This is a genomic window from Pseudomonas sp. NLJ1, from assembly GCF_049486705.1.
Taxonomy (GTDB): domain Bacteria; phylum Pseudomonadota; class Gammaproteobacteria; order Pseudomonadales; family Pseudomonadaceae; genus Aquipseudomonas; species Aquipseudomonas inefficax.
Map to the genome: position 1 here is coordinate 3,514,865 of NZ_CP137735.1, position 25,779 is coordinate 3,540,643.

The 25,779-nt window shown below is 55.3% G+C and carries 20 protein-coding genes, 6 tRNA genes and 1 pseudogene; 18 read left to right on the forward strand and 9 right to left on the reverse strand.

Translation table 11 applies throughout. From position 1 onward, the window contains the following. Nucleotides 1-102 precede the first annotated feature (102 nt). The 6 genes from clpB (at nt 103) to R9B85_RS15890 (ending at nt 3,575) form a co-directional block, all read left to right on the forward strand. Complete coding sequence (gene clpB / locus R9B85_RS15865) at nt 103-2,667, forward strand: ATP-dependent chaperone ClpB (RefSeq protein WP_112251897.1); 2,565 nt, start codon at nt 103-105, stop codon at nt 2,665-2,667. Between the two features lie 465 nt (nt 2,668-3,132). Further along, a tRNA-Asn gene (locus R9B85_RS15870) sits at nt 3,133-3,208 on the forward strand. Nucleotides 3,209-3,212: 4 nt separating this feature from the next. Then, nucleotides 3,213-3,289 (forward strand) — tRNA-Pro (locus R9B85_RS15875). A 6-nt stretch (nt 3,290-3,295) separates the two neighbouring features. Continuing rightward, nucleotides 3,296-3,371, forward strand: a tRNA-Lys gene (locus tag R9B85_RS15880). Between the two features lie 46 nt (nt 3,372-3,417). After that, nucleotides 3,418-3,494, forward strand: a tRNA-Pro gene (locus R9B85_RS15885). Nucleotides 3,495-3,499: 5 nt separating this feature from the next. After that, a tRNA-Lys gene (locus tag R9B85_RS15890) sits at nt 3,500-3,575 on the forward strand. 170 nt (nt 3,576-3,745) lie between these two features. On the opposite strand, the gene R9B85_RS15895 is transcribed toward R9B85_RS15890, so the two are convergent. The 3 genes from R9B85_RS15895 to R9B85_RS15905 all read right to left on the reverse strand — a co-directional run bounded on the left by R9B85_RS15895 (nt 3,746) and on the right by R9B85_RS15905 (nt 6,062). After that, the gene (locus tag R9B85_RS15895; protein ID WP_025337608.1) at nt 3,746-5,041 is read right to left on the reverse strand and encodes an NAD(P)/FAD-dependent oxidoreductase; all 1,296 of its coding nucleotides are present in this window, start codon (nt 5,039-5,041) and stop codon (nt 3,746-3,748) included. A gap of 84 nt (nt 5,042-5,125) precedes the next feature. After that, nucleotides 5,126-5,299, reverse strand: a complete 174-nt coding sequence (locus tag R9B85_RS15900) for a DUF3094 family protein (protein WP_013970765.1) — start codon at nt 5,297-5,299, stop codon at nt 5,126-5,128. Nucleotides 5,300-5,432: 133 nt separating this feature from the next. Next, nucleotides 5,433-6,062: a DUF1780 domain-containing protein gene (locus R9B85_RS15905; protein ID WP_013970766.1), complete on the reverse strand. Its 630-nt coding sequence runs from the start codon at nt 6,060-6,062 to the stop codon at nt 5,433-5,435. A gap of 156 nt (nt 6,063-6,218) precedes the next feature. Between R9B85_RS15905 and R9B85_RS15910 the strand changes: the two genes are divergently transcribed. Continuing rightward, nucleotides 6,219-6,902 carry an energy-coupling factor ABC transporter permease gene (locus R9B85_RS15910; RefSeq protein ID WP_423770352.1) on the forward strand — a complete coding sequence of 228 codons (684 nt, stop codon included), beginning with the start codon at nt 6,219-6,221 and terminating at the stop codon, nt 6,900-6,902. A gap of 260 nt (nt 6,903-7,162) precedes the next feature. On the opposite strand, the gene yacG is transcribed toward R9B85_RS15910, so the two are convergent. The 4 genes from yacG to R9B85_RS15930 are packed head-to-tail and all read right to left on the reverse strand — an operon-like array spanning nt 7,163 to nt 10,060. Further along, nucleotides 7,163-7,363, reverse strand: a complete 201-nt coding sequence (gene yacG / locus R9B85_RS15915) for a DNA gyrase inhibitor YacG (RefSeq protein ID WP_003260624.1) — start codon at nt 7,361-7,363, stop codon at nt 7,163-7,165. After that, entirely contained in the window at nt 7,360-7,983 is a 624-nt protein-coding gene (coaE, locus tag R9B85_RS15920) for a dephospho-CoA kinase (protein ID WP_112251900.1), read from the reverse strand. The genes yacG and coaE overlap by 4 nt, the downstream gene beginning before the upstream one ends. After that, the gene (locus tag R9B85_RS15925; RefSeq protein WP_423770353.1) at nt 7,983-8,849 is read right to left on the reverse strand and encodes a prepilin peptidase; all 867 of its coding nucleotides are present in this window, start codon (nt 8,847-8,849) and stop codon (nt 7,983-7,985) included. Before R9B85_RS15925 ends, coaE begins: the two co-directional genes overlap by 1 nt. 2 nt (nt 8,850-8,851) lie before the next feature. Further along, a complete protein-coding gene (locus R9B85_RS15930) occupies nt 8,852-10,060 on the reverse strand; it encodes a type II secretion system F family protein (RefSeq protein WP_423770354.1) in 1,209 nt (402 codons plus the stop codon). Between the two features lie 215 nt (nt 10,061-10,275). Here R9B85_RS15930 and R9B85_RS15935 point away from each other — a divergent pair, with 215 nt between their 5' ends. From R9B85_RS15935 to R9B85_RS15965, 7 genes are all read left to right on the forward strand, one after another. Further along, nucleotides 10,276-10,686 (forward strand): pilin, encoded by a 411-nt coding sequence (locus R9B85_RS15935; protein WP_112251903.1) that lies wholly within the window; start codon nt 10,276-10,278, stop codon nt 10,684-10,686. A 71-nt stretch (nt 10,687-10,757) separates the two neighbouring features. Further along, a tRNA-Thr gene (locus R9B85_RS15940) sits at nt 10,758-10,833 on the forward strand. Between the two features lie 164 nt (nt 10,834-10,997). After that, nucleotides 10,998-12,326, forward strand: coding sequence for a tyrosine-type recombinase/integrase (locus R9B85_RS15945; RefSeq protein ID WP_423770355.1), 1,329 nt, complete (start codon nt 10,998-11,000; stop codon nt 12,324-12,326). 894 nt (nt 12,327-13,220) lie between these two features. After that, complete coding sequence (locus R9B85_RS15950; protein ID WP_423770356.1) at nt 13,221-14,201, forward strand: integrase domain-containing protein; 981 nt, start codon at nt 13,221-13,223, stop codon at nt 14,199-14,201. Further along, on the forward strand, nt 14,198-14,473 hold the full coding sequence (locus R9B85_RS15955) for a hypothetical protein (RefSeq protein ID WP_423770357.1): 276 nt from the start codon (nt 14,198-14,200) through the stop codon (nt 14,471-14,473). Before R9B85_RS15950 ends, R9B85_RS15955 begins: the two co-directional genes overlap by 4 nt. 317 nt (nt 14,474-14,790) lie before the next feature. Continuing rightward, nucleotides 14,791-16,299, forward strand: coding sequence for an antiviral reverse transcriptase Drt5 (gene drt5 / locus R9B85_RS15960; RefSeq protein ID WP_423770358.1), 1,509 nt, complete (start codon nt 14,791-14,793; stop codon nt 16,297-16,299). A gap of 562 nt (nt 16,300-16,861) precedes the next feature. Then, complete coding sequence (locus R9B85_RS15965; protein ID WP_423770359.1) at nt 16,862-18,316, forward strand: trypsin-like serine peptidase; 1,455 nt, start codon at nt 16,862-16,864, stop codon at nt 18,314-18,316. A 352-nt stretch (nt 18,317-18,668) separates the two neighbouring features. On the opposite strand, the gene R9B85_RS15970 is transcribed toward R9B85_RS15965, so the two are convergent. Beyond that, nucleotides 18,669-19,922: a hypothetical protein gene (locus tag R9B85_RS15970; RefSeq protein ID WP_423770360.1), complete on the reverse strand. Its 1,254-nt coding sequence runs from the start codon at nt 19,920-19,922 to the stop codon at nt 18,669-18,671. 397 nt (nt 19,923-20,319) lie between these two features. Continuing rightward, a pseudogene (locus tag R9B85_RS15975) lies at nt 20,320-20,517 on the reverse strand (integrase); the annotation flags it as partial. Nucleotides 20,518-20,695: 178 nt separating this feature from the next. On the opposite strand from R9B85_RS15975, the gene R9B85_RS15980 reads away from it, so the two are divergent. The 4 genes from R9B85_RS15980 (at nt 20,696) to R9B85_RS15995 (ending at nt 25,190) form a co-directional block, all read left to right on the forward strand. Beyond that, nucleotides 20,696-21,793, forward strand: coding sequence for an ABC-three component system protein (locus R9B85_RS15980; RefSeq protein WP_423770361.1), 1,098 nt, complete (start codon nt 20,696-20,698; stop codon nt 21,791-21,793). After that, the gene (locus R9B85_RS15985) at nt 21,786-22,271 is read left to right on the forward strand and encodes an ABC-three component system middle component 2 (RefSeq protein WP_423770362.1); all 486 of its coding nucleotides are present in this window, start codon (nt 21,786-21,788) and stop codon (nt 22,269-22,271) included. The genes R9B85_RS15980 and R9B85_RS15985 overlap by 8 nt, the downstream gene beginning before the upstream one ends. Next, a complete protein-coding gene (locus R9B85_RS15990) occupies nt 22,271-24,085 on the forward strand; it encodes a hypothetical protein (RefSeq protein WP_423770363.1) in 1,815 nt (604 codons plus the stop codon). Before R9B85_RS15985 ends, R9B85_RS15990 begins: the two co-directional genes overlap by 1 nt. A gap of 877 nt (nt 24,086-24,962) precedes the next feature. Then, nucleotides 24,963-25,190, forward strand: a complete 228-nt coding sequence (locus R9B85_RS15995) for a hypothetical protein (protein WP_207879775.1) — start codon at nt 24,963-24,965, stop codon at nt 25,188-25,190. Nucleotides 25,191-25,779 lie beyond the last annotated feature (589 nt).

Consider the following 25,779-nt stretch of genomic DNA (forward strand, 5'->3'; position numbering starts at 1 on the left):
ATCTTCCAGAATCAGCCTTATCTATAAGGTCATCTCAGGCAGGTTTCTTCATAAACAGGCGCTGTCCATCGCTCCGACCTGCCCTTTAAAGGAAGGTACCCCATGCGAATAGACCGTTTGACCAGCAAGCTGCAGCTTGCAATATCCGATGCCCAATCCCTGGCCGTTGGCATGGACCACCCCGCCATCGAGCCCGTGCACCTGTTGCAGGCACTGCTCGAGCAGCAGGGCGGTTCGATCAAGCCGCTGCTGATGCAGGTTGGCTTCGACATCAACAGCCTGCGCCAGGCGCTGGTGAAAGAACTCGACCAGCTACCGAAAATCCAGAACCCCACTGGCGACGTGAACATGTCGCAGGACCTGGCGCGCCTGCTCAACCAGGCCGACCGCCTGGCCCAGCAGAAGGGTGACCAGTTCATTTCCAGCGAGCTGGTGCTGCTGGCTGCCATGGACGAGAACAGCAAGCTCGGCAAGCTGTTGCTGGGCCAGGGCGTAAGCAAGAAAGCCCTGGAAAACGCCATCAACAACCTGCGTGGCGGCGCGGCGGTCAACGATGCCAACGCCGAGGAGTCGCGCCAGGCGCTGGACAAGTACACCGTCGACCTGACCAAGCGCGCCGAAGAAGGCAAGCTGGACCCGGTGATTGGCCGTGACGACGAAATCCGCCGTACCGTGCAGGTGCTGCAACGCCGTACCAAGAACAACCCGGTGCTGATCGGTGAGCCTGGCGTAGGTAAAACGGCCATCGCCGAAGGCCTGGCCCAGCGCATCATCAACGGTGAAGTGCCCGACGGCCTCAAGGGCAAGCGCCTGCTGGCGCTGGACATGGGCGCGCTGATTGCCGGTGCCAAGTACCGCGGCGAGTTCGAAGAGCGCCTCAAAGGCCTGCTGAACGAGCTTTCCAAACAGGAAGGCCAGATCATCCTGTTCATCGACGAACTGCATACCATGGTCGGCGCCGGCAAAGGCGAGGGCGCCATGGACGCCGGCAACATGCTCAAGCCGGCCCTGGCCCGTGGCGAGCTGCACTGCGTTGGCGCCACCACGCTGAACGAGTACCGCCAGTTCATCGAGAAGGACGCAGCCCTGGAGCGCCGCTTCCAGAAGGTGCTGGTCGAGGAGCCGAGCGAGGAAGACACCATCGCCATCCTGCGTGGCCTGAAAGAGCGCTATGAAGTGCACCACAAGGTGGCCATCACCGACGGCGCCATCATTGCCGCGGCCAAGCTCAGCCACCGCTACATCACCGACCGTCAGCTGCCGGACAAGGCCATCGACCTGATCGACGAAGCGGCCAGCCGCATCCGCATGGAGATCGACTCCAAGCCGGAAGTGCTCGACCGCCTCGACCGTCGCCTGATCCAGCTGAAGGTGGAATCGCAGGCGCTGAAGAAGGAAGAAGACGAAGCGGCGAAAAAGCGCCTGGAGAAGCTGACCGAGGAAATCGACCGGCTGGAGCGTGAGTACGCCGACCTGGAAGAAATCTGGGCCTCCGAGAAAGCCGAGGTGCAGGGCTCCGCGCAGATCCAGCAAAAGATCGAGCAGGCCCGCCAGGAGCTGGAAACCGCCCGTCGCAAAGGCGACCTGAGCCGCATGGCCGAGCTGCAGTACGGGGTGATCCCGGACCTGGAGCGCAGCCTGCAAATGGTCGACCAGCACGGCAAGACCGAGAACCAGTTGCTGCGCAACAAGGTAACCGAGGAAGAAATTGCCGAAGTGGTGTCGAAGTGGACCGGTATCCCGGTGGCCAAGATGCTCGAAGGCGAGCGCGAGAAACTGCTGAAGATGGAAGAGCTGCTGCACCAGCGCGTGATCGGCCAGGGCGAGGCGGTAACCGCCGTGGCCAACGCCGTGCGCCGTTCGCGTGCCGGGCTGTCCGACCCGAACCGGCCAAGTGGTTCGTTCCTGTTCCTCGGCCCGACCGGGGTGGGCAAGACCGAGCTGTGCAAGGCCTTGGCCGAGTTCCTGTTCGACACTGAAGAGGCGATGGTGCGCATCGACATGTCCGAGTTCATGGAGAAGCATTCCGTGGCTCGCCTGATCGGTGCCCCACCAGGCTATGTAGGGTATGAAGAGGGCGGTTACCTGACCGAGGCAGTACGGCGCAAGCCATACTCGGTGGTGCTGCTGGACGAGGTGGAGAAGGCCCACCCGGATGTGTTCAACGTACTGCTGCAGGTGTTGGAAGACGGCCGCCTGACCGACAGCCACGGGCGCACCGTGGACTTCCGCAACACCGTGATCGTGATGACCTCCAACCTGGGCTCGGCGCAGATCCAGGAACTGGTGGGGGACCGCGAGGCACAGCGTGCGGCGGTGATGGATGCGGTGGGTGCGCACTTCCGTCCGGAGTTCATCAACCGTATCGACGAAGTGGTGGTGTTCGAGCCACTGGGCCGCGAGCAGATTGCCGGCATTACCGAAATCCAGCTGGGCCGCCTGCGCAGCCGACTGCTGGAGCGCGAACTGTCGCTGAGCCTGAGCCCGGAGGCCTTGGACAAGCTGATTGCCGTGGGTTACGACCCGGTGTACGGCGCACGGCCGCTGAAACGGGCGATCCAGCGCTGGATCGAAAACCCGTTGGCGCAGTTGATCCTGGCAGGCAAGTTCATGCCGGGGACGGCGATTACTGCCAAGGTGGAAGGCGACGAAATCGTCTTTGGCTGATCTGTTTCACCATGAGCCCCGCATCTGCGGGGCTTTTTTTTGCCTGTTTTCCTGTGCTGGCCCCTTCGCGGGCATGCCCGCTCCCACAGGAATACCGACAGCCTCGAGGCTTGCGCAGCACCTGTGGGAGCGGGTTTACCCGCGAAGAGGCCAGCACAGGCCCCGCGAAACCAAGGCTTTTCAGGCTTTCTGGATAACTTGCTGAAATTTTTGAAATTTTTGCTTGCATCTAAAATCGGGTGACCCTAATATACGCCGCGTTGTCAGGCACTAAGCGAATCACAAGCAACACCGGTGACCGCAAAACAACTTACAAATCAGTAAGTTGAATGAAAAAAAGTGGTTGACAAGCAAAACGAAGAATGTAGAATAGCCGGCCTCAGCAGCTGTAACGCGAAAGCGGATAGCCAAAGAGACCGAAGCTAACACAGGCTTCGAAGCTGTAAAGATGTACCGAAGTTCAGTTCCGCGATAGCTCAGTCGGTAGAGCAAATGACTGTTAATCATTGGGTCCCTGGTTCGAGTCCAGGTCGCGGAGCCAATCTCGGGGTGTAGCGCAGTCCGGTAGCGCGCCTGCTTTGGGAGCAGGATGTCAGGAGTTCGAATCCCCTCACCCCGACCATTTTCCGGGTCGTTAGCTCAGTTGGTAGAGCAGTTGGCTTTTAACCAATTGGTCGTAGGTTCGAATCCTACACGACCCACCATGTAAAAAGGGCATCTCAGCGAGATGCCCTTTTTCTTTAAGTATCACGGGGTGTAGCGCAGTCCGGTAGCGCGCCTGCTTTGGGAGCAGGATGTCAGGAGTTCGAATCCCCTCACCCCGACCATTTCCGGGTCGTTAGCTCAGTTGGTAGAGCAGTTGGCTTTTAACCAATTGGTCGTAGGTTCGAATCCTACACGACCCACCATGAAAAAAAGGGCATCTCGCATGAGATGCCCTTTTTTTTGCCTCGAAATTAAGATGCGCTCTTGGGGCCCACACAATCCTCTGTGGGAGCGGGTTCACCCGCGAATGCGTCAGCAGGTTCACCATCGCATTCGCGGGTAAACCCGCTCCCACAGGGCATGCTGGCGCCTGTCAGTGCAGCTTCAGGCGCGGCTCGGTACCCCGACCAATCTTGCTACCCAGCATCATCAACGCCGTACGGAAGAACCCATACAACGCCATCTGGTGCATCCGGTACAGCGACACGTAGAACATCCGCGCCAGCCAACCCTCCAGCTTCACGCTGCCCATCAGGTTACCCATCAGGTTGCCCACCGCCGAGAAGCGCGACAGCGACACCAGCGAGCCGTAGTCCTTGTACTCGTAGGTCGGCAGCGCCTTGTTCTCCAGCCGCGCCTTCAAACTCTGCGCCAGCATCGAAGCCTGCTGGTGCGCCGCCTGGGCACGTGGCGGCACGTTGCGGTCGCTGCCCGGTTGCGGGCAGGCAGCGCAGTCGCCGAAGGCAAAGATATTGTCATCGCGCGTGGTCTGCAGGGTAGGGCGCACCACCAGCTGGTTGATGCGGTTGGTTTCTAGCCCATCGATGTCCTTGAGGAAGCCCGGCGCACGGATACCGGCCGCCCACACCTTCAGGCTGGCCTGGATCACTTCACCGTCCTTGGTTTTCAGCCCATCCTCGGTCACTTCACTGACTGCGGCGTTGGTCATCACCTTCACCCCGAGTTTTTCCAGGGTCTTGTGCACCGGCACGCTGATGCGCTCTGGCAGTGCCGGCAACACGCGCGGGCCCGCTTCGATAATGGTGATGTGCATGTCCTTGGGCTGGATGCGGTCCAGGCCATAGGCCGCCAGTTCGTGGGCCGCGTGATGCAGCTCGGCTGCCAGTTCCACACCGGTGGCACCGGCACCGACGATGGCCACGCTGATCTTCTCGCTCGCCACATCACCGGCATGGGCACGCAGGTAGTGGTTGAGCAACTGCTGGTGGAAACGCTCGGCCTGCTTGCGGGTGTCGAGGAACAAGCAGTGCTGCGCCGCGCCCAGGGTACCGAAGTCGTTGGTGTTGGAACCCACGGCAATCACCAGGGTGTCGTAGCCCAGGGTGCGCGCAGGCAGCAGCTCGCGGCCCTCTTCATCGAGGGTGGCGGCCAGTTGAATCTGCTTGCCTTCACGGTCCAGGCCGCTCATGCGACCCAGCTGGAAGTTGAAGTGGTTCCACTTGGCCTGGGCCACGTAGTTCAGTTCGTCTTCCGAGGAGTTGAGCGAGCCGGCGGCCACTTCGTGCAGCAGTGGCTTCCAGATGTGCGTGAGGTTGGCGTCGACCAGGGTGATCTCGGCCTGCTTGCGCTTGCCCAGGCTTTTACCCAGGCGGGTCGCCAGTTCCAGGCCGCCGGCGCCGCCGCCGACAATCACGATGCGATGAGTCATTGGGATATCTCATAAGGTTTACGGAATTCGTGGCCCCGGGGGCCGGCCGCAAACTGCACGAGGGGAGGGCGAGCGCGAAGCGGCTCATAGCACCAGTCCACTGAGCAGGCGGCTGATGAGACCCAACCCGATGGTCACGGCCACCACCAGCACAAGGAGCAGCCACGGCCGGAAGGGCCGGCGCTCGACTTGGTGCTGGGGGGCTCGCAGATACTCATCGACACGACGCTGATCTTCCGGATTCAGGCGGCTGGTCATGGTGGGGCCTCGTCAGGTAGACGTTTGTGACTGCGTAAACGCTACAGTGTTCACGCAAGCGCATGAAACAAATGATAAGGCTTTCTATGGCTGGCGCCGAGTTTACGCCATCGCAAACACTCGCTGCACTGGATCAAAGACTGATGCCCACGTCGAAAACAATGCTGCGGCCCAAGTTACCGCGCAGGAAGTCCGGCGCATCGGGGTGGGCGAACAGCACCCGGGCAAAGGTTGGCCCGACCAGCGACAGCGAGCGCCAGCCCTGGCGCAGGTATTCGGTGGGCGGCGGAAAATGGGTGTTGAGGTCGAGCACTTCGCGCTTGAGGCTGGCGAAGGCAATGATGTCCAGCTCGTTCAGCTCCAGCCCGCGTTCCCGGTAGTTGTGCGCCTTCTTGCGCAAGGTCGGCGCCAGGCGCCCCAGCAGCTCGGTGGCACTGATGCGCCGCGGGCGCGCTTCGCGGCGTACCAGCTGCGCCAGGGAGAACGCACTGCGCCGGCGCTGCAGCTCTTCGCGCCATTCATCATTTAGCCGGCGGCCCTCGTCGAGCACGAAAAACACCTCGAAGGCCGCGTCGCGGAACAGCACATCTGGCGGTTCTTGCCCGGCCGGGGTGAAGTCCTCGCTGCGGTAGGGGATGTTCAGCCCCTGCAACAGGCGTTGGCACACCCAACGCTCCCGCTCCCACTTGCGGGCGTTGGAGAGAAAGGCATTGGCTTGTTCGGCCTGGATAGTAAGCAGGCGCAGGTAGTCTGAGTCATCCATGGGACAAGCTTAGACGTTAATCGATGACGATAAGATGCTGTTTGTGCGCAGAAATCAGCCCGGCACCGGGGCACTGTTGCGGGACCCCTGCCAGATGAAACGGAGAATGGGTGTAGACTCGGCTTTATCCACAAGGTAGCAAGGGGCATTCATCAGGTGATCAGCGCGCAGGTGTTGTCCGGCACCACCCTTACGCTTGGCTGGCTGGGTTATGTGCCGTTGCTGATCTGGGCGGCCAGCCAGGTGCGCTGGGTTGAGCTGTTCACTGACCGGCGCCGCCAGCATCTGCTGTTTGGCACGGTGTTCTGCCTGTTTGCGTTGTGGTTGGTGCGGCGCGATTTCGATACCGGGGTGTCGTACCACTTCATTGGAATGACGGCGGTCACGCTGTTGCTGGACTGGCCACTGGCGGTGCTTGGCGGGTTCATGGCCCAGCTAGGCTTGCTGTTGCTGGGGCGCCACGACCTGGCGGCGCTGGGGGTGAATGGCCTGTTGCTGGTTGGCCTGCCGGTGCTGATAGCCGAGGCGTGCGCAATAGGGGTCGAGCGCGCCCAGCCGCGGAACCTGTTTGTGTATATCTTCTGTTCAGGGTTCTTCCCGGCAGCATTGACCGTACTGGCCTGCCTGTCGACCGCGCTGGGGCTGTTGTGGCTGGACGAGCGCTTCGCCATGCCGGAGTGGCTCAGCGATTTTGTCGGCTACCTGTGGCTGATGATGTTCCCCGAAGCGTTCATCAACGGCACGGTGATCAGTGCGCTGGTGGTGTTTTGCCCGGAGTGGCTGGAAACCTTCAACCGCACGCGGTATCTGCAGGCGCCGTGGAAGGAGGATGAGCGGTGAATTTGTGATGGCTGTACCGGCCCTTTCGCGGGTGAACCCGCTCCCACAGGGACCGCGCGGCTTTCAAGGCTGGTGCAATATTTGTGGGAGCGGGTGAAACCGCTCTGACAGGGACCCTACGGTTTTGAAGGCTGATGCAATACCGGTGGGAGCGGGTGAAACCCGCTCTGAAAGGGACCCTGCGGTTTTCAAGGCTGGTGCAATACCTGTGGGAGCGGGTTTACCCGCGAAAGGGCCCTGAAGGGCACCTTGCTATCAGCTCAATGCCGCGGCTCCAAGTCCCCAGAATACAACTCATCCTCGGACTCTTCCGCCCCTGGAATCTTGTGCTCTTCAGCCGCCCAGGCCCCCAGGTCGATCAGCTTGCAACGGTCCGAACAAAATGGCCGGAACGGGCTTTTCTCGTTCCATTCCACAGGTGCGCCACAGGTCGGGCAATCGACGGTCAATGGCTGGCTCATGGCTGGCCTCCTCGTAAAGTCAGGTAAAAGTGGTGCAGGCGGTCAATCTGCTCATGCAGCGCGGCCAGGTCGCCGTCATTGACCACCACATCATCGGCATGGCGCAGGCGCTCCTCGCGGGCCAGCTGGGCCTTGAGAATGGCCTGCACCTGCTCGGCGCTGGTGTTGTCACGCGCCAGGGTACGCGCCACCTGCAGCTCCTGCGGCGCATCGATCACCAGCACCCGCTGGGTTTTCTGGTACTGGCCCGACTCGATCAGCAGCGGCGACACATAAACCGCATACGGCGACTCCGCCTTGGCCAGGTAGCTGAAAATTTCCTGCCCGATCAGCGGGTGCAGCAATTGCTCCAGCCATTTGCGCTGCGCCGGGTCGGCGAAGATCAGCTGGCGCAGGGCGGCACGATCGAGTTGGCCGTCCGCCTGCAGCACACCGGCGCCGAAGCGCTCGACGATGCTGGCCAGGGCAGGGCGGCCAGGCTCGACGACCCAACGCGCCGCCTGGTCGGCATCGACCAGGTGCACGCCAAGCTCGACGAAACGCTCGGCAGCGGCGCTCTTGCCGCTACCAATACCGCCGGTCAGGCCGAGAATCCAGGGGGTAAAGGCCGCAGTGGTCATCAGAATCCAAGCAGTTGTGTATATGAAGCGTATATTTCATCACCCCAGAGCACGGCAATCCACCCCGCAATCGCCAGATAAGGCCCGAACGGGATCGCCGTGCCCATGGCATGGCGGCGCAGACGCAGCAGGCACAGCCCAGCCAGCGCCCCGACCACCGATGACAACAGCAAGGTCAATGGCAACACCTGCCAGCCACCCCAGGCCCCGATCAGCGCCATCAGCTTGAAGTCGCCATAGCCCATGCCTTCCTTGCCAGTGGCCAGCTTGAACACCCAGTACACCGTCCACAGGCTGAGGTAACCGGCCACCGCGCCCCACAGCGCACTGCTCAGCGGGACGTAGAGGCCGAAGGCGTTGACGATCAGCCCCAGCCACAGCATCGGCAGCACCAGCGCATCCGGCAGCAACTGGTGTTCGGCATCGATCAGGCTCAGGGCCAGCAGGCACCAGGTCAGTGGCAACGCCAGCAAGGCCTCGGGCGAAACACCAAAGCGCCAGGCCACCACCAGCGACAGCAGCGCACTGGCCACCTCCACCAACGGGTAGCGCGGGCTGATGCGGGTTTTGCAGGCTGAACAACGCCCGCGCAAGGCCAGATAGCTGATGACCGGAATGTTCTCCCACGCGCGAATTCGATGCGCGCAATGCGGGCAGCGCGAGGCAGGTAGCCACAGGTCGAAACGCTCGTGCGGCGTGATCGGCAACTCCAGCATTTCCTGCGCCTCACGCTGCCATTGCCGCTCCAGCATGATCGGCAGGCGGTACACCAGCACATTGAGAAAGCTGCCCACCAGCAGGCCGAGCACCGTGGCCAGGGTGAGAAAATACGCCGGCTGCTCAGCCAGCAAAGTCCATAAAGTCATGTTCAGATCAAGCTACCCAACTGGAAGATCGGCAAGTACATCGCCACCACCAGGCCACCCACCAGCAGGCCCAGGACCAGCACGATGGCCGGCTCCAGCAGACTGGTCAACTGGTCCAGCGCCTGGCCGACCTGTTCCTCGTAGTAGCTGGCGGCTTTTTCCAGCATCTGGTCCAGCGTGCCACTGGATTCGCCGATGGCCGTCAGTTGTACCAGCAGCGGCGGAAACAGCGGCTCGGCGGCCATCGCCTGGTGCAGCCCCTGCCCATTGGCCATGCCCTGGCGCAGCCGCAACACCGCCTGCTGATGCAGGTCGCCACCACTGACCCTGGCCACAGTGCCCAGCGCATCCAGCAACGGCACCCCGGCGGCATAGGACGTTGCCAGGCTACGCGCAAAGCGCGCCAGCGCCGCCTGCCCCAGCAGCGTGCCGAACACCGGCAAGCCCAGCACCCGGCGAGATATCCACAGGCGCGCTGGCGCATGCTGCCGGTAAAGCTGGCGCATGGCAAAACCCAGTACCACACCCATCACCAGCAGCAGCGGGGCAAACCGGCTCAGCCCTGTGGACAAGTCGATCACCCATTGGGTAAATGCCGGCAACGCCACGCCCATGCCAGAGAACATGCTCTCGAATTTCGGAATCACCTCCAGCAACAGGATCGCCGACACCCCCAGCCCCGTCAGCAACAGCATCAGCGGGTAGATCATCGCCTTGCGCACTTTCTTGTGCAGCACCCGACGCTGCTCCAGCATGCCCGCCAGCTGTTCCAGTTGCCGGTCGAGCGTGCCGGACTGCTCACCCACCCGCACCAGGTTGCAGTACAGCCCATCGAACCACCCCGGGTGGCGCTGCAACGCATCCGCCAGCCCCAGGCCCGAGGCCACATCCTGTTTCAATCTATCCAGCAATGCCGCCTGCGCCGCATCGCAGCCACTGCGCCCCATCACCTCGAACGCCTGCAACAACGGCACCCCGGCCTTGAGCAAGGTCGCCAGTTGCCGGCTGAACCCCGCCGGGTCGGCCTTTTCCCGCCGCTTTGGCAAGCTGAACTTAAGCCCACCGGCAGGCCGCAAGCTGGCGACCTTGATGCCCTGGCGGATCAGCCCGGCCCGCACATAGGCCGGGCTGCGCCCGGGCGTTTGGCCACTGACCGGCGTGCCGTTGGCATCGGTGCCGTGCCAGGAGTAGAGGAGTGTGGATTGGGTCATGCAAAGGTCCTTTTTCTGCCCGTGCGACAAGCCTGGAAACAGCTTGCTGCGTCCATGCAAGGGCGCGTGTCCGTGATGCTCACTAGAGTAGTTCAGCGAAGACGACGCCCGAGCGGGCAGGGGTGACAAAAGGTGTCTGTTCAGGCCTACTGCGCCGCTGCCAGCCGGGGTCGAGCCTGACCTCAACGAGTACCCGTATCAAAAAGGAAACGTTCATGAAAGGGCAACGCGGTATCACCCTGATCGAACTGATGATCGTTGTCGCGATCATCGGCATTCTGGCGACCATCGCCTTACCGATGTACACCAACCACCAGTCACGCTCCAAGGCCGCGGCCGGGTTGCTGGAGATCAGCGCGCTGAAGACCGCGATGGACCTGCGGTTGAATGACGGCAAGGACGTGGCGGGCGTGGCCGAGCTGGGTGGCCAGCCGGCGACGGCGCACTGTGCGATCACGGCTAGCGGCAAGGCGGCGGATGGCACCGGGAGTATCGTGTGCACGCTGGTGGATGCACCGGCTACTGTGCTGGGCAAGGCCCTGACCCTGACACGTTCGGCTACCGGGTGGGCGTGTACGACCGACATCGAGGAAGACCTGGCGCCGAAGGGGTGCAAGGCGCCTTGAGGGTAAGGCAATAAACTAGCGGAAACAGGGGTTTGCGTAACGGGTGCGAGCAGTGGTACGTTGCGCTACACGCCGGTGTAGCTCAGTCGGTAGAGCAGCGCACTCGTAACGCGAAGGTCGCAGGTTCGATTCCTGTCTCCGGCACCACATCCAGCTCCACTGCATTCCGCTGAATGCTTTGGAAACCCTCTAAACCGGCCTTCTGGCCGGTTTTTCGTTTCCACGACCCTCCGTCGGGAACCAACAAAATCCCCAATAACCGGGGGTATTTTTGGGGTACAGCGTCTTTCCTGAATGGAGAACGTACCCCTATGCCACGTCTAGCCATTCCGCTCAGCGACCTCAAATGCCGTACGGCCAAACCGCGTGATCGTGCTTACAAACTGTTCGACGGCGGGGGTATGTACCTGTACGTCGCGCCCAGTGGCTCGAAGACTTGGCGGCTGCGGTATTTCAAACCCAACGGCAAGGAAGGCACGCTGATCATCGGCAAGTACCCCATCGTTTCGTTGGCTGTTGCGAGGACCAAGCGCGATGAGGTCAAGGCTCTGTTGCTCGACAACCTTGATCCGATGGAAGAAAAGCAGAAGGCCAAGATCGCAGCTCAGCGAGCGAGTCTTCTCTTCGAAACTGTCGCCTTGGAGTGGCATGTCGAAATGTCCCGGCGCTGGACTGAGGGGCACGCCAAGACGGTGCTGAGCAGGTTGCGCACCCATGTGTTTCCACTGATTGGTCAGCGGCCTATCGCTGAACTCGACACCCATGATCTCCTTGAGGTCACCCAGCGGATCAAGGATCGCGGCACCATGGATGTTGCGCTGCGTGTGCAGAACTATCTATCCACGATCATGCGGGGAGCGAAGCGGGCGCGGCAGATCACTCAAAACCCAGCGCTCGATCTGGCCGGCTCGATTCAAGCGCCGCGTACCGTGCACCGACCTGCACTCTCGCTGAACCGCCTTCCTGAACTGTTGGATCGAATCGACAACTACACCGGTCGCGAACTGACCCGGCTCGCAGTGCTGCTAACGTTGCATGTATTTGTGCGCTCCAGCGAACTGCGCTTTGCTAGGTGGGATGAATTCGACCTGCAACGTGCGATGTGGGAGATCCCCGATACCCGCAAGCCGATTGAAGGCGTCCGCTATTCCACACGCGGGACCAAGATGAGTGGAGACATTCAGATAGTGCCGCTGTCGCCGCAAGTCATCGAGATCCTTGAGCGGCTGCGCAGCTTGAATCGGTTCTCTGAACTGGTGTTGCCCGGTGATCACAGGTACTGGAAACCCTTGTCGGAGAATACGGTTAACCAGGTGCTGCGCAATATGGGCTACGACACCACCAAGGACGTGTGCGGGCATGGTTTCAGGACCATGGCCTGTAGCGCCTTGCTCGAATCGGGGCTGTGGACGGACGCGGCGATTGAGCGGCAGATGAGCCATCAGGAGCGTAACCGCGTACGCGCTGCGTACATCCACAAGGCCCAATTTCTGGAGCAGCGTCGGTTGATCATGGCGTGGTGGAGTAACTACATCGATGCCAACAGATCGGGCCATGTCACTCCGCATGAGTTTGCCCATCCGGTAGGCGATAACGTCGCCGCCTTGCCAAATGGCCATGGCGCATTCAATCGCGGGTAAGCCTGCAATATCGGCGCTGGCTGCTCTTTCACGCGGGTCCATTCAAACAGGGCTGCAAAGCCGCCCTGTTTGAATGGACCTCACTTTGAAGAACTACAAGCCACGACGTTGTCCGGGATTTACCACTCAATTCCACCGGTGGATAACCGCTTTTCACGTCCCAAGTAGCGCTCAATTTCGACCCTTGACCGAGTTTATCCACAGGCGTAGAACTGGCCGTGCAAGCGCTGTCGATGACAGCACCCCAGGTGACCCGAACCTTAAAGGTCACGCCGCTCTCGCGGTGGTTCTCCCCAAGGGCGATTCGCATCCGGCAGCTCGCCCGGTCACTACCCATGTGATGGATGCTCTTACACATATAGCGCTCGTGCGCCAGATACTCCGTACCTCGCTGCCCTGCAGCAACCTATCCGCTTGGCCGAAGATTGCGCCAACCTGTGCCCGTCTCTTTCTGTGGAAAGAGACGGGCACTTCTACCACTGCTGCAGCCCCGATCGCACAAGGCTTTGCGGCATTCCCCCCTCGTGACAATCGGCGTGACAAACGCCGATGTCACCAGCAACAGCGCTGTAGATGATGGTGCCGCAGACCAAGGAATGGACTGCACCTGACTGACAGTCAGGTATGCCCCGGTCATCGCATTGCTGCTTGCACATGGCTCAGGATCTTCAGGCGCTGATCTCGTCAGCCAGTGCTGCCTCCACCCGCCCACCGGTAACGGTGCTCAGGAGGCCAGATCATGAGATGCCCTTGCTCCCGGTTGTAAGGAGCCGCCAGTCCCGCGTAGTGGACATTCCCCACAGGTCGCAGGGGCCTTGATCCCTGATAACACTCAGCATTCTTGGCGGGATGATGTGGGGCGAGGATCGGAGAACGGTAGATGAGGTGACCGACATGGCATTGGTAGGTAGACGCGATGGCCGTAATTTCGGCTACGGCAGGCAATTGAGCTATGCAGGGCCGCAGGCGCTGAAAGACATGTTTGGCGGTGGCCATTACGGCACGGTCAAGGCGCACTGTGATCGCTGGCTGGCATTCGTGAAGTGGTGCCGCTCAGAACAGGGGCCGGGCATCAATGATGCGCGGCAGATTGACCGGAAGGTGTTGGCCGACTATGCGGCGTATCTGCGTGACGTGCTTGAGCGGGGTGACCTCGCCGTCAGCACCGCACAAAACCGGCTATCCAGCGTTAACAGGACCATGGCAGCGCTTCGCGGTGATCAGTACGTGAAATTGCCCAGTCCGAGCAAGGCGTTGGGTATGCAGCGCACCGGGATTCGCCACTCAGTGCCGCAGGGCCAAGACCGCGAACAGATTAAGCAGATCGTCGATGCGCTTTGTAGCAAACATCAGCTACGAGCCGCCGCGATCGTTCTGTTGGCGCGAGCCACCGGCATGCGCTTGCGTGAGGCCATTTTGGCAGACCTGCCACGGCTAAGCCGTGAGGCTAACGACCTAGGCAGGATTAACATTCAGGATGGCACCAAAGGTGGCCGCGCCGGCGCCTCAGCGCCACGTTGGATTGCAGTGGACGACCATGTTCGAGGTGCCCTTGGGTTTGCATGGCAGGTGTCGCCTGCAGGTAGCCGCAACCTAATTGCGCCAGACGAAAGCTATCTGAATGTTCTGCGGGAAATCATCCGCCCAGCGCGGGGCGTGCTGCATGCACACAAGCTCAAAGGCTTCCATGAGCTACGAGCGGCGTACGCGTGTGAGCGCTATGAGCAAATAACCCAACACCGCGCGCCTATTAACGGTGGACAATGCTGCCAGGAAGATCTGCGCCTTGATCGCGAAGCGCGGAAGCAAATCAGCAATGAACTGGGGCACGGTCGGGTCGATGTAATCGCAGCCTACATCGGTGGGCGGGTATGAGTAAGTCATTCGACATGGAGCTGTTCCTGTCTGGAGTACTGACCGGCTCGCACGCAACGCGGCAACGCCATCTGCGGCAGGCAACGCTTATCCAAGCTGAAATTGCAAATCGCTGGAAGCGGGAGACTCCTTGGGCTTGGCAGAAAAAGCATATGGATTGGTTTCTTGAGCGTCGCCTAAGTCGACGCAGCGAGGCGACGCGGTATTACTATTTGCTGACCGTACGGCTGCTCGCTTCTCGTCTACAAAAAACATGGGTGTTCAACCTCTGAGCGAGGATCTGATTTTGATAAGCACGACTGACAGCAATCGACCCATAGATGCATCTCGCGAAGGACATCGATCGGCCAACAGCGGACGATTGAAGCGCCACCGGTTCAACAGCCGTTTGGAATGTCTGCTTTAGGTAGATCTCTGCGCTCTGTGAAAGGCAGCTTGGGTCGTCTGCTGCCCTCCAGTCTGAATAGCGTCATCTACATAAAACCGGAAAAACTCACAGTACGAGTCGATCCTAGACATCTCGGATCAATATCTGAGATGCTTTGACGTCGTTGTGGGGTCTGTCTGCTAGCCCTCTTTTGGAGCAACTGTGAATACCCTCGAGTTCTTCGAACTGGATTTCATGTCTGGGCTCTTCCCGCTGAAAACCAATAAGCTGATGATGGAAAATGCCGGGGCTGAATTGGCGGAGTACGTCCAGCGCGCACTGTCCAACCTGCCGGGCGATGCGTCTTACAAGCTCCTCGGGCAGGAGCGTGCGCACGCGGCAAAACCGAATCATCACCTCAGGAGGACGATCGTACTCGACCCGGTTTGCACATTCTTCATCTATGATTTGGTGTACCGCAATCGGCGAGCTTTCGATGAGCGTAAAAAATCTGATCGAGTTTCCTTCGGATATCGATTTTTCGAAGGCTCACCGATAGCGGTACATAAGGCGTTCGGTGACTATACCAGAGCTATCAACACCGAACGCGCCGATTTCAAGCACTCACTCAGCTTCGACATCGCCTCATACTTCAACGCGATCTATCACCATGATCTGAGCAACTGGTTTGCCAATCTAAGAGACGTTACGCCTGAGGATGCGAAAGCATTTGGTTTCTTTATGCGGGAAATCAATTCCGGCAGGTCGATTGATTTCCTTCCGCATGGTCTTTATCCAACTAAAATGATTGGGGCCAGTTTTCTAAGCTTCGTGGAAAGCTCCGGTGAGATTAAGTCTGCGTGCTCATTGCGGTTTATGGATGACATTCATCTATTTGACGATTCCCGAGAAACGCTGGTAGGCGACTTCCTCAAAATTCAGGACTTGCTGGGTGGCATGGCGCTGAACGTAAATGCAGCAAAGACCAGCTTTGATTTTGGCCTCGCTACCGTCAATGATTCAGCATCTACGATTCGTGTCAGGCTACGTGAAATTCTGGATGATGACCGCCAGCATTCTTATTTCGGATCAGGCAGCGACTGGTCAGATGAGGACAAGGATGACGACGAAGGCATGCATGACGGCGATGACGAAATTTCAAGCGAGGAAATTTCCGAGCTTGAGGATCTGCTGCTCGATGTCCGAGCTGACGAAGCAGACGTTGAGCTGATCCTAGGAATACTCCAGGAAAATGACGCGGTTCCCGCCTCGGTGATTCCCACGCTTTACTTGCGCTTTCCAAATATTGCAAAGCAATTGTATAAATTGATAGCTGCCTCGGACGACAAGGACGCTATCGCCGAAGGCTTTGCGGAACTTCTTTACTCAGAGGCGGAACTACTAGAGTACCAGCTCTTTTGGCTCGCCGTAATCGTAGAGGATCATTTGAGCAATACCGACGAGTTCGGAGATTTGGTAATGAAAATCTACGAACGGTCTGCCCCGTACGAAATTGTCGCAGCGAAGATACTAGAGATTCCAGATCAGACGTTCGGTCTGAAGGCTATCCGAGCACGGATATTAAAGTCCGGGGCTTCTAACTGGAGAAGTTGGGCGTCTGCGATGGGCGCGCGGACTTTGTCGGCTGCAGAGCGTAACCACCTTCTTGGATATTTCGCAAATGGTTCGCCCATGAACAACCTAATTGCGAATTGCGTGAAGAAACTGTAGTGTTTGTGTTTTAACAAAATTCTATTAGAAATTGCGGGCGCATGATTGAGAGTATTCATAAGTATCTCGCCTAAGCAAATTCGGACGATGGAGTGCTTGATCTCAGTAGAGTAAGACTAGCTGTGGCAGTTAATTCCGGCACCGTTGCACAGCCGCCTCATTGGCACTGGAGTAACCACAATAGTTCGGTAGCAGCCGGTCACGACTCAACTTTATCGAGCCAAGCGCATTGATGACAGACTTGGAGTTATCTCTTGCCAATGCAGACAAAACCTCTAAAGACTTGTTAAAGTCACCTGAAAGCGTGCCTCCACGATGCCGCCAGAGTCGCAGGAGAAAAAGGATGCTCTTAGCATGACGGGACAGATCGAGATCGGCATGATGGATGTTGGGGTTAAACTTGGAGCGAAATCGGGCAGAAAGCGATGTGCTGCAACGAGGTATCAAAAACTCGTCAATTGCAGTATAACTTTCCTTCCGTGCGCTTTGGTATTTAACTGATTGCTCACTTTCGCACCTGATAAATTATTTAATAAAAATATTACTGAGATAGAGTTTAGGCATGAGCGAACAGCATTCCTTTAAGGTGACTGAAGACAATCCGTTATTGGCAGACTTGAAGCTGTCATGGTCTTCTATGGTTTTTAGTTCTGATGATGGAATTGGCCCAATGCGTTCTTTGCATGAAGCCGGTGACTCATTGGTTGCAGTCGTCTACTTCGATGATGACGGCCCCTCATTTTTAGGAAGCGGTGTGATGGTTGCGCCGGGGCTGCTGTTGACTGCAACCCATGTACTTGATGAGCTACGGGCTATGGAAAAGCATCCGATATTTCTGACGTTCTTACCGACAGGAGCAAGAGGCTGGCTTGCTAAAGAAAGCCGGAATTCAGTGCGTGAGAGTAAGTACGAGGAAGGCAAAACAAACCCATCAGACCTAACTTTGGTGAGTTGCACACTAAACTCGGATGCATTGGCTGAGTACCCGCTGAATCTTGGGGCTTTAAGGGTTGGGTTGCCACTCGTTGGTGAGCGTTTATGGGCATTTGGCTTTAGGCATTGCTTTGTTGAAGATGGAGTAGCCTCCGTGAGTCCGATGGTCTCGTCAGGGTTGGTAACTGCCGCTTTTCCTCAAGGCCGTGGTGAACGAATGCCTGCGCCATGTATCGAAGTAGACATGGACACTATGGGCGGTATGAGCGGGGGGCCGGTTGTGGACTCGGATGGGAACGTCATTGGTGTGGTGTCATCTTCATTTGATGGTGGGCCGTCTTACGTTACGCTCATTTGGGATGCTCTAAATTATCGTGTCGGAGGGACGGTACCGGCGCTAATGAAGTATGAAAATGTGAGTCTTTTAACTTCAAAGGCTTTGGGGCTCACTAGAATCAAAGGCAGTGTCGAGCGGAAGCCTTGGGGAGATATCGTTTTCACGCTGTCTGAGGGTGAGATGGAGCTTATGAAGTTATCCTCAGACCCATCGGCCATTAAATCAAACAATAAATTTCTAAAGAATGATCAATTAGACGAATTCATTGATAAATGGGGCTACGATCTGGAGCATGCCGCGTCTAATGCTGCAATTGAATGTCTTGGGAGCGTATCTAACTCACCCATTCAAAAATTTTTGGGGGCAGTTGGAGTTCCGCTAGATTGTCTTAAAAGTATCCAGAGTTTTTCCGCTATCGACTTTGAAGGGGTTGAGGATCCTGAGATATATTCAAGCGAGCAATTTAATGATGGAACTATCAAGCTCGGCTATTACTTTGAGCTGTTAAGCGTGGTGTGGGTTGTCCAGGTTTCAGAAGAAGACTACCATGCTCACGAAATGGATTTCGATAGTCACTTTTATAACAAAGAGTTGAAAGATGGAGTGGTAAGCTTGGAGGCTTTTCAACGATGCCTTTTTAAAGCTGATGTGATTTTTAATCCGGAAATAGAAGAATTTTCTGATGTGAAATTCGTCTGGATGGGGATTCGTATACCTAATAAGAGAGTGAAAAAGAATACCCAATGATCAGCGCCCGAAGGTATCTGAGTCTGAACGGGCTTACAGCAAGGGGCTTTATTTGCTCAAAAGCGGATACGTGATGACGGAGCAACGACCTACTGATGCCTCCTTCAGAATGTGAAAGGCAAAGAGCGGGTGGCTGCTTCTTGCTGTCGGCAGCCCTCAGTAAGGGCTGCTCAGGGTCGTTTTCTGTCGTTCCTCACCTAGCTTTTTGAGCGGGCTTCCTCTGCAAGTCCCAATTAGATTCCACTGAAAGCTATAACCAGCTGATCTTTATGGCTACTTCATTTGTAGCATGCGGAGCTTGCCCGGGCTGAGATTAAATTTTCCTAGTGCGATGAAACTTATACGAATGGGCCTATCGAACTATGTTTATTTTATGGTTGTCTAAAAACTGCCCGAATGGACACTGATTGTCTTCGGAAACCTTGCGCGCTACATTGTCTATGCAGTCTGGTGACATGAGTTCAGGAGTAGAATTTTCACAGAATTCACACATTGGGCATGTTTGGTCAGAATGAGTGAGGAATTCATTGAACTTGAAGGATGTATAAAACTGAATAAAACTATCTTTGTTGTATTTTTCTGGGAGTAAGGAGATGTGTTCATTCAATGAGTTGAAAACTAGAGGAACCCCGAGTGCCTTTAGTAGGTTATCAATCTCGATGAGAAAATCATTTTTTTCTTTCTCATATAGTTCGGCAAAATACATTCTGCCCTTGAGGTTCTTGTCGACGTAGGAGATCACATCGTCAAACCATCCGCTGATATCTTTAAATTGCTCAGCGGGATATTTTTTTTGGATGTGGCTTTGAATGGTTTCAAGGCGACGCTTAAGCTTTGAGTGAATAGTTTCTTCAAATCCGCCTCGAGCCCCCCACAAAAGCCTCTTGAGTACGTAATCAAGGAAGTCAAAATGTAGGTAGCACTGTTCGACACCTTTAAGTCCAAGACTTCCGTTTTGAATGGTTTCGATGGTTCGAAAAAGGTGATGGATTGGGTTGTCATTGTGCAAGCAAAACTCAATAAGTGCTATTTTGCACATGTCTGGTATAGTGCCCAATCCTAGTTGGTCAAAAACCAAATCCATGGTTCTATAAGGTAAGTCAGGCTGATCTGTCGGCCAGTGCTTAGATTCGATTTTGTGCGCGATATACTCCAACATATCCTTTGCGCCGATGGGGTAACGACAGCCGTTACTTAATAGGGCAGTGTATTTGAATACCCTTGCGCCAGTTTCCGCAATGGTGTAGTGATTAACATCGTAATCAGTTATGGGGGCAGCCTTCTTGACTGGCTTTGAGTAACCCCAGGTTTGTTGATGCTGCCGCTCAATGCATAAGAACTCTGGGCTCCAATCATTGAATGGACGTTGTATATTTTCGCTTTTTGTCTTCTCAGTGATGTAGACAAAACGGTGAACTTCGTTGACATTATTTCGAATGCAGTAAGGAAGGAAAATGTCTTGGATGAAGTGAATATACTCATGGATAAATGTTTGGCTGTGGGTATCGATGTTGATATCCAGTTTTTGTGTGGTTTCAATTTTTATGAAAAAATAAGACGGCTCGTACATGCCTTCCATGCCGTCAATGGCAGTTTTTAATCTCATCAGTTTCTCGCAATATTTTATTTTTGTGCGCGCATATTTTGATCGCGTACGGTACCGTGGTAAGCGCCGAAGTTAACTACTTAATCGAGTGCGGTTCTTAGGCTGGTTCGTGTTTAGGCCAGGCGTATGGCCTTCTGTCTTAACCAGCTTAGATTCAAGTCTTTTTTAGCCTGGCTTGATTTAGCGCTCTTCTTTCGGCACGGATCTAGGCTTGGTGGGTTTAAGGACTCAAAGGGGGCAGATCTATTTTTTTTGACGCTCGTTGATATAACATAGACTTAGGGCCTGTCCCGCGTCAAGAGACGTAATAAGTGATACTCGAATCGTTCTCGTGAAGGTTGTGACGTTCACTCGAACCTACGGTAAAAATAAATCTGTCCCCTTTTTCGGTCTATAGTCAGACTACCATTTGCTCCGTCATTTCTAGGGCATTATCGACCTTGATTCCCAGGTATCTGACGGCGCTTTCAAGCTTCGTGTGCCCAAGCAGAAACTGGACCGCTCTTAACTTCTTCGTCCAGCGATAGATCAACCATGCCTGGTTTCTCTGTAGCGTGTGAGTGCCGTACATGCTTGGGTCTAGATCAATGGCGGTCATCAAGCTTTTCGGGGCGATTTGGAAAGGTGGTATCTGGCGCATGGCAATGGACGAAACAGTGGCATTCTGCTAGCGTCGATCCACTCCCAGCACGGACGTTTTAGGGGCCGGGGAGTGAAACCATCGGCACCTCGGACACCCAAGGGCCACTGCTCCAACATGGCAGGCGAGCATTGTGATTTCGGACATCGATTTACAAGAAATTATCCCAAGGGAACGGACGTCCTCTGCATCCGCGATGCATGTAGTAAGTGGTATTCCGGTACCAAAACCCCAACGCGTTCGGAGCTTCAGCCCAGAAGAATGGGAGGAGTTTGTTGAGGAGTGGGGAAGTAGCCTCAAGGCTGAATACACTAAAGTCCGACGCTTCGGCGGTTCAGGTGACTTGGGTGTGGACATTGCAGGCTTCTGCTCTCCGGAGGGTTTTAAAGGCATCTGGGATAATTTTCAATGCAAACGGTACGGTCACCCGCTCCGACCTAGTGATATCTGGGTGGAAATTGGGAAGATAATTTATTATTCGTTCAAAGAGTACTATATTCCCCCGCGCAGGCATTATTTTGCGGGGTCTCAAGACATCGGCACCACCTTAGAGCAGCTACTGAATAACCCTGAGGAGTTGCAGTTTAAGGCGGAGGAGAATTGGAATCAAAACTGTAAGAGTGGAATAACGTCGACCACGGAAATACCTCTAACGGGCGACTTATTCCATTACTTTCAGGCATTCGATTTCTCCATATTTTCCTCAAAATCTGTTGTTGAATTAATAGAGGGCCATAGCCGTACCCAGTTCCATTCTGTGAGGTTTGGTGGTGGTCTTCCATTCAGGCCTGACTCATTGAAACCTCCGGAAGTTCCGGCAGGCAGTGAAAGTCGGTATATTCGGCAAATATTTGATGCTTATGGGAATTATCTGGGCAAGGCTATATCCGGTGAGGCTGATCTTGAGTCTCATGGAGCACTCAAGAGAGATTACCTGCGGCAGAGAGAGAGGTTTTATCACGCCGAGTCCCTAAGGAATTTTGCAAGAGATACAGTACCTGAAGGTACCTTCGCAGCCCTGCAAGATGAAATCTATTATGGGGTTGTCGATGTTTGTGAGGATGACCATACAGACGGATTCGCACGAATGAAGGCCACTATTACCCATTCTTCAACCATTGCTGCTTCAGCAAATGCTCTGGCCTCGGCTTTCAAAACCCAAGATCGTCAAGGTATATGTCATCAACTGGCAAATGATGACCGGTTAGCGTGGGTGCCTGAAAATGAGTGAGCCAACAGTAAAGAGTCCTTTTAATGGTCCTCTGGAAACCGGTGTGCGGTCTTTAGCTATCCTGACGGCGGCCTTTCCGATGGCGATGGATTTACAGCGTTTAGTAGAGATGGACTATTTAGTAGTGCATTCTGAAGATGCTAAGGGGCCAAGTAGCCTACACGCACCATTGCCGTTGCGAGCCGGTGAACTTCTTGTGCGTAGAGGATTGATAGAGTCAGGGTTGAAGCTGATGGTTAGGCGTGGGTTATTGAGCCGGATTGCGTCATATGATGGCTTCAGTTACATCGCTACAGATTCCGCTCAGCCTTTCGTATCCTCACTCACGTCGAACTATTCGATTAAGTTGTTGGAAAGGGCTAGGTGGGCGTATGAGACTTATGGAAGTACACCTACTGAAGAAGTTAGGAAGGTTACTCATCGGATATTCAAGTGGACCAGTGAGTTTCAGGTTTTTGAACAGAGGGGCGTTGAATAATGAGTGAGTGTGGTTTTCAATTGCGTCGTGTTCAATTCTCCGGTCCAAGTGGTGAGCGACATATAGACTTATTTGATGGTCTTAACGTGATTTGTGGCTCGTCAGATACAGGTAAATCCTATCTGGCTGAGACAATCGATTATATGCTAGGTGGTTCCGAACTCAGGAAAATTGATGAGTTAGATGGATATGATCGGATTACTTTGTCTTTGGAGTCTGGCTCCGGCGAAGAATGGCGTTTGGAGCGTGCTCTAAATGGCGGAGGCTTCAAACTGACCGAGGGCGATCAGGACGAATCTACGGTTCTAAAGGCTACTCACTCTCACGGAGCTACAGACAACCTTTCGGGGTTCCTACTAAACAAGCTTGGGCTGCTCGGCAAAAAGGTTTTGAAAAGCAGCGCGAAATCCACGTTGCAGAGTCTTGGATTCCGAAATATTGCAAGGTTAGTCATTGTACAAGAAGAAGAGATTGCTACTAAAGGATCGCCGTTTTGGAGTGGTCAATTCACCACGAAAACCTCTGAATTAGCTACCGTTAAATTGCTTGTGACCGGGATGGATGACTCGGCAATCAATACCCCGATAGTTAAAGTAGTCGATAATTCAGGAAAAATTGCCTTGCTCGATGATTTGATATCCGAGTTGGCCGATGACGTAGGTGATAGCAAACGCGAAGAACTTGAAGCACAGCTTGAAAAAATCGGTGTTACTTTAGAGCGATATCGGAAATCAATTGCCCTTAATGAGGGGTTGGTTTCTGAGCTCATGGATAGACGTCAAAATAACGTGTTTCAGCGGCAGTTAGTTTCTGAGCGAATTGACGAAATCGCTGACCTTTTCACACGATTTGACCTCCTGCGTGACCATTATGACGTCGACCTTGAACGCTTAGAAGCCATTAAAGAAAGTGGCTCCATGCTGATCTATGTGGATAAAGTAGACTGCCCTATGTGCGGTGCTGCACCTTGTGATCAGCATCTCGAAGGTGACGATGAAGCAGTTCTGCGCTCGGCTGTGCTGGCAGCCTCCGCGGAAATCGAAAAAATTGAACAACTCAAGAGCGATCTAGTTAGAACTATTGATGAACTAAAAAATGAAAGTGAGGAGCTTTCCAAAGGCTACTTAATCCAGCAGAAAGAGTATGCTGAGATTGAAGTCTCTTTAAAAAAGGCACTTTCTCCACGTAAAGATGAAGAAAAGATAAACTATGAAGACTTGATCGAGCTGCGACAAGATGTGTCAAAGAAAATTAGTGGTTTTGAGCGTATCGAACAACTGACTCAGCGTAAGTTTTTGCTTGAAAAAGAAGGGGGTTCGGCTGGTGGCAAGACAACTGCCGTTGTCAGTATCCCCGACACCATTGGTAATTCTTTATCAGACAAGATCTCCTCAATTTTGAATGATTGGAACTTTCCTGGTGAGTGTAAAGTGGTGTTTGATAAGGGGTCGAGCGATTTTATTATCGATGGTAAACCTAGGGGGAGTCGCGGAAAAGGGTTGCGATCCATTACGCATGCTGCGGTTAGCCTAGGATTGCTTGAGTACGCGCAGGAAAATTCTCTGCCTCACCCTGGTTTCCTTGTACTTGATTCTCCGCTTCTTGCTTATTTCGCACCGGAAGGTGACGATGATTTACTTCTGAGAGGAAGTAATTTAAAAGAAAAATTTTATGAATACTTAATTCATCATCATGGAAGCGGTAGCCAGATAGTAATAATCGAGAACCAACACCCACCACAGGAAGCTTTGTCAAATATGCATCTGACCGTATTCACCAATAATCCACATGAGGGCAGGGCGGGGCTTTTGTAGGCCCATAAGAAGCGACAAAAACCACTTTCGCATTTTTCTCGGATTTTCCGGATTTCGATTAAGTTGTCTTGCTTAAGATTAGTATCGATCAGGCAAGATCTAGCCTAATTTAAACGCCGCTCATTCAGAGATGCCTTCCGCTGAACAGTGCTGATCCGTTGCGAGCGTCTGATTCGGGTCGTTTTCTGCCGTTCCTTATCTAGCATTTGACGCGGGTATGCGTAGCTCTCACTGAACCCTCTGCAAGTTCCGATTCGATTCCACCGAAAGCCATAACTAGCTGATTTTTTTATAGACACCCTATGAGGCACACCAAAAAATCCACCAAATTCCAGCCCCGCGAAAACCGGGCCCTCACGGCCAACAACCGTCCGTCTGTCTCCGCACCACAATGAGTTGGCGTGTTTCAGGTCCTCTAGCTACGGCTCGCCCCCTGACTGACTTTTTCCTACAGTTTTCCGCGACCACTCATACAACGGACAACCTTGCATCAGAGCCCCCACAGCGATACCTTGCTCCAGTCGCGGCCAATTCCGCGACCGGGTTTGGCGACCCGAACGAAAAGGCGCAACGGCGCCCCGACCACGATTGCAGGCGCTTTTTTTGCGTCCGCAGTTTCGTGTAATGGCGGCTGTGCGTGGGAGACCTTCGGGTCTGCCGAGTTCCTTTTCCTCGGTTCGCCAACCTGCGTACAGCTGCCACCCTAACCGTTTGGCGACGGTCAGCGTGGTGCTTTAACCGAAAAGGACCGCATGCATGTCTACCTCAAGTCCATTCAAGATACTCACATTCGTTCTCCCCCATCATTCCTGCACCACGCTCAGTTATCTCACCTCCAGCCAATCCCGCTCCGTCTCCGCCCAATCGGAGGCACGCCATGACTAACCAAGAACGCCTATCCACCATCCAAAGCTACGCCTGGACCCTAGAACTGCTAGGCGAAGCCCTGGTCCAGCACGACGAAATGCTGGAGTGCGAACACAACCCACACCTGAGCTTTCGCAACACGGCCGGTATCCATCAGGCGATCCGGATCATCAGTCGTTTGGCCAGTGAACAGTGTGGCAAGGTGATGGAGCGAAACGGGCAGGGGCCTGAGAGTTAGGCAAGATCGTTGTTGGGTGGTGGGCCAGATATTGGCGACTGGCCCTCTGGTAAAGGCCGCTTAGGGTTTATTTCTGCCAGGTAGAGTATGGGGCTGCTGTGCAGCCCATCGCAGGCAAGCCAGCTCCCACAGGGACCGCGCTAATTCCTGGATATTTGCTTTACCGGTGGCAGTGGTGCAGGCGCGGGGAAGCGGCAAAACGGCACGGGCTTCGCTCGTTTTCGCTTTGAATAGCAATCATTGTTGGAGCGGGCCAGATATTGGCGACTGGCCCTCTGCCAAAGGCCACCTGGGGTTTATTCCTGCCAGGTAGAGTATGGGGCTGCTTTGCAGCCCATCGCAGGCAAGCCAGCTCCCACAGGGACCGCGCTAATCCCGGGATATGTGCTTTGCCTGTGACAGTGGGGCAGGTGCGGGGAAACGGCAAAACGACTGGCCTTCTACCAAAGACCGCCTGGGGTTTATTCCTGCCAGGTGTGGGTAAGGGGGCTGCTGTGCAGCCCATCGCAGGCAAGCCAGCTCCTACAGGGGGCGCGAAAGCCTGGGGTATCTGCTTTGGCTGCGGCAGTGGGAAGGCGCTGGGGCAAAT

Coding starts and splice junctions, on each gene's coding strand:
- clpB (WP_112251897.1), top strand. CDS start 103: ATGCGAATAGACCGTTTGACCAGCAAGCTGCAGCTTGCAATATCCGAT.
- R9B85_RS15895 (WP_025337608.1), bottom strand. CDS start 5,041: ATGACTCATCGCATCGTGATTGTCGGCGGCGGCGCCGGCGGCCTGGAA.
- R9B85_RS15900 (WP_013970765.1), bottom strand. CDS start 5,299: ATGACCAGCCGCCTGAATCCGGAAGATCAGCGTCGTGTCGATGAGTAT.
- R9B85_RS15905 (WP_013970766.1), bottom strand. CDS start 6,062: ATGGATGACTCAGACTACCTGCGCCTGCTTACTATCCAGGCCGAACAA.
- yacG (WP_003260624.1), bottom strand. CDS start 7,363: ATGAGCCAGCCATTGACCGTCGATTGCCCGACCTGTGGCGCACCTGTG.
- coaE (WP_112251900.1), bottom strand. CDS start 7,983: ATGACCACTGCGGCCTTTACCCCCTGGATTCTCGGCCTGACCGGCGGT.
- R9B85_RS15925 (WP_423770353.1), bottom strand. CDS start 8,849: ATGACTTTATGGACTTTGCTGGCTGAGCAGCCGGCGTATTTTCTCACC.
- R9B85_RS15930 (WP_423770354.1), bottom strand. CDS start 10,060: ATGACCCAATCCACACTCCTCTACTCCTGGCACGGCACCGATGCCAAC.
- R9B85_RS15935 (WP_112251903.1), top strand. CDS start 10,276: ATGAAAGGGCAACGCGGTATCACCCTGATCGAACTGATGATCGTTGTC.
- R9B85_RS15945 (WP_423770355.1), top strand. CDS start 10,998: ATGCCACGTCTAGCCATTCCGCTCAGCGACCTCAAATGCCGTACGGCC.
- R9B85_RS15950 (WP_423770356.1), top strand. CDS start 13,221: ATGGCATTGGTAGGTAGACGCGATGGCCGTAATTTCGGCTACGGCAGG.
- R9B85_RS15955 (WP_423770357.1), top strand. CDS start 14,198: ATGAGTAAGTCATTCGACATGGAGCTGTTCCTGTCTGGAGTACTGACC.
- R9B85_RS15965 (WP_423770359.1), top strand. CDS start 16,862: ATGAGCGAACAGCATTCCTTTAAGGTGACTGAAGACAATCCGTTATTG.
- R9B85_RS15970 (WP_423770360.1), bottom strand. CDS start 19,922: ATGAGATTAAAAACTGCCATTGACGGCATGGAAGGCATGTACGAGCCG.
- R9B85_RS15985 (WP_423770362.1), top strand. CDS start 21,786: ATGAGTGAGCCAACAGTAAAGAGTCCTTTTAATGGTCCTCTGGAAACC.
- R9B85_RS15990 (WP_423770363.1), top strand. CDS start 22,271: ATGAGTGAGTGTGGTTTTCAATTGCGTCGTGTTCAATTCTCCGGTCCA.
- R9B85_RS15995 (WP_207879775.1), top strand. CDS start 24,963: ATGACTAACCAAGAACGCCTATCCACCATCCAAAGCTACGCCTGGACC.